Source organism: Anaerotruncus sp. 1XD42-93 (assembly GCF_009917605.1).
GTDB lineage: Bacteria > Bacillota > Clostridia > Oscillospirales > Ruminococcaceae > Anaerotruncus.
This window is the reverse complement of the sequence record NZ_QZEG01000155.1, coordinates 1-1,934: the sequence shown is the minus strand read 5'-3', so window position 1 is coordinate 1,934 and position 1,934 is coordinate 1. Positions and strand designations below refer to the sequence as shown.

Below are 1,934 nucleotides of genomic sequence, written 5' to 3'. Positions count from 1 at the left end.
GTGCCCGTGACTGACGAGCGGGTGTTCCCTGATCAGCAGACCGAGGGCGGTAAGTTCACCTTCAAGGAGCCCGTGGACGCTGAAGACGAGGAGAGCCCCGTGGACACCACCGGCGTGGTGAACGTTGAGGTGGACCTGCTGGGGCTGAAGCAGTTCGTCAAGCTGACCGTGGAGGGTCCTGACTCTCTTGCGGTCGTGCTGGGCGACAGTTCCGTCCAGCCGGTGTGAGGAGGAACCAAGATGCCGAGATACTACAGCGACCGCATGAGGCCGTCCGCAAATAAGGCGGCTGCCCCCGGTAAGGAAAAGAAGGCCGGAAAGCCGCCTGGCGCGCCCCCTGGCAAGGAGGAAGGCAAGGGTGCGCCTCCTATCCCCGGAGGCGACTGCGACGGCAAGGAACGGCCCGAGAACGCCGAATAGAGGGCCAAGGGGCAGTGGGGTAACCTGCCGCCCCTATGCTGACAGGAGGTTTGTATGCTTGCGAATAACGCGCTCACCACGCTGGACAGGATGAAGCTCATGCTGGACCTCGATGACGAGATCGACGAGCGCACCTGCGCCCTCATTGAGCTGCTGATCAACAAGGCGTCATCCTGGGTGGAACGGCAGGTGGGCAGGCCCCTCGGCAAAAGCACCTATCGGGAGTTCTACGACGCCGACGGCCAGCAGGAGCTGGTCACGTTGAAGTACCCAATCGTCAGCGTTGACTATGTCAAAGAGGCCGGGAGACTTGTCCCTCCTGCGCTCTATGACTATAGGCAGACCGCCAACATCGGCGTTATCTACCGGGACGACGGCTGGCTGAGGGCCGGCTACCGCCGGGGCCTCGCCAATGACATCATCGAATCCAAGCGGAACATTGAAGTGCGCTATACGGCGGGCTATGTGCTTCCGAAGGATGCCACGGAGGAAGAGCCCCAGACGCTTCCCGCAGATCTGGAGGGGCTTGTCTGGGACATGGTGTCCCAGGCGTATGCGAATATGCAGAACGGTTCCCAGGGGCTGAAATCCTTCTCCATTTCGGATGTGAGCTGGACCTTCGATAAGTCCACGCCGGAAGCCTGGCTTCAGCTCGTCAACCTGTACAGGAGGTATTGAAATGGCTGGGATAGAACAGCTTTTGGAAGACTTCAACCGCATGAAAGCCGTGTGTCAGGAGATGGAGCAGAAGAAAATCCTGGTGGGCATCATCGGCGGAAAGGCAGACTCTGATATTATGGCTATCGCCCACGCCCACGAGTATGGCGCCACCATCAAGCCCAAGAAGGGAAGGTACCTCGCCATCCCCCTGACCAAGGAGGCGCAGGCCGCAGGTTCTCCCAGAGCCTTCAACGACCTGCGCTTTGTCAACGCGGAGGGCGGCAGGCTCCTCATGGTTCGGGACAAGAAGAAACGCGGCGGCAAGACCGAGAGCGAGGCAATGTATCTGCTGGTGAAAAGCGTTACCCTCCCGGAACGCTCCTTTATCCGGGCGAGCTTTGACGCGCAGCAGGATGAACTGGGCAGCATCGTGACCGGGGCAATGGTAAAGATGTTGGAGGGGACCATCACTCCCACCGCCGCCACAGAGTCCATCGGGGCCCAGGCCGCTCAGCTGGTGCAGGGCTTCATTGATCAGAACAAGGTCGCGCCGAAGTCCGATTCCACCCGCAAGACGCAGCACACTACGCTATATGAATCAGGCGCACACATCCGCGACCGAATCGCTTATGAGGTGGTAATAAAATGAACTTTGCGGCCACACCAAGGCTCCCCAGGGCCTTGCTTCACCCACTGTCAGCGCCAGTAATAAAATGAAAGAAAACGCCGAGGAAAAAATGTAGTTTTGTGGCGGAGGAGGCGAAAAAAAGATAGACTCCCAAGAGGGCGAAAAAGAGCCCGGAAAGGGAGTCAGGAAATGAAAGGAGCACAGTGGATGGATATCCGAAGCGACA

General features: G+C 58.9%; 4 protein-coding genes. All 4 read left to right on the top strand.

Annotation, left to right across the window (positions count from 1 at the left end; translation table 11 throughout):
• On the top strand, positions 1 to 228 hold a 228-nt coding region (locus D5269_RS17625; protein ID WP_158605079.1), incomplete at its 5' end, for a hypothetical protein.
• Positions 229 to 240: 12 nt separating this feature from the next.
• Positions 241 to 420, top strand: coding sequence for a hypothetical protein (locus D5269_RS17620; RefSeq protein WP_120487447.1), 180 nt, complete (start codon positions 241 to 243; stop codon positions 418 to 420).
• A gap of 54 nt (positions 421 to 474) precedes the next feature.
• On the top strand, positions 475 to 1,098 hold the full coding sequence (locus D5269_RS17615) for a phage head-tail connector protein (RefSeq protein ID WP_120487445.1): 624 nt from the start codon (positions 475 to 477) through the stop codon (positions 1,096 to 1,098).
• 1 nt (position 1,099) lies between these two features.
• A complete protein-coding gene (locus D5269_RS17610; protein WP_120487443.1) occupies positions 1,100 to 1,729 on the top strand; it encodes a hypothetical protein in 630 nt (209 codons plus the stop codon).
• The last annotated feature ends 205 nt before the right edge of the window (positions 1,730 to 1,934 follow it).

What these genes read in the sequence shown, in the direction of transcription:
- D5269_RS17620 (WP_120487447.1), top strand. Translation starts at nt 241, where the DNA reads ATGCCGAGATACTACAGCGACCGCATGAGGCCGTCCGCAAATAAGGCG.
- D5269_RS17615 (WP_120487445.1), top strand. Translation starts at nt 475, where the DNA reads ATGCTTGCGAATAACGCGCTCACCACGCTGGACAGGATGAAGCTCATG.
- D5269_RS17610 (WP_120487443.1), top strand. Translation starts at nt 1,100, where the DNA reads ATGGCTGGGATAGAACAGCTTTTGGAAGACTTCAACCGCATGAAAGCC.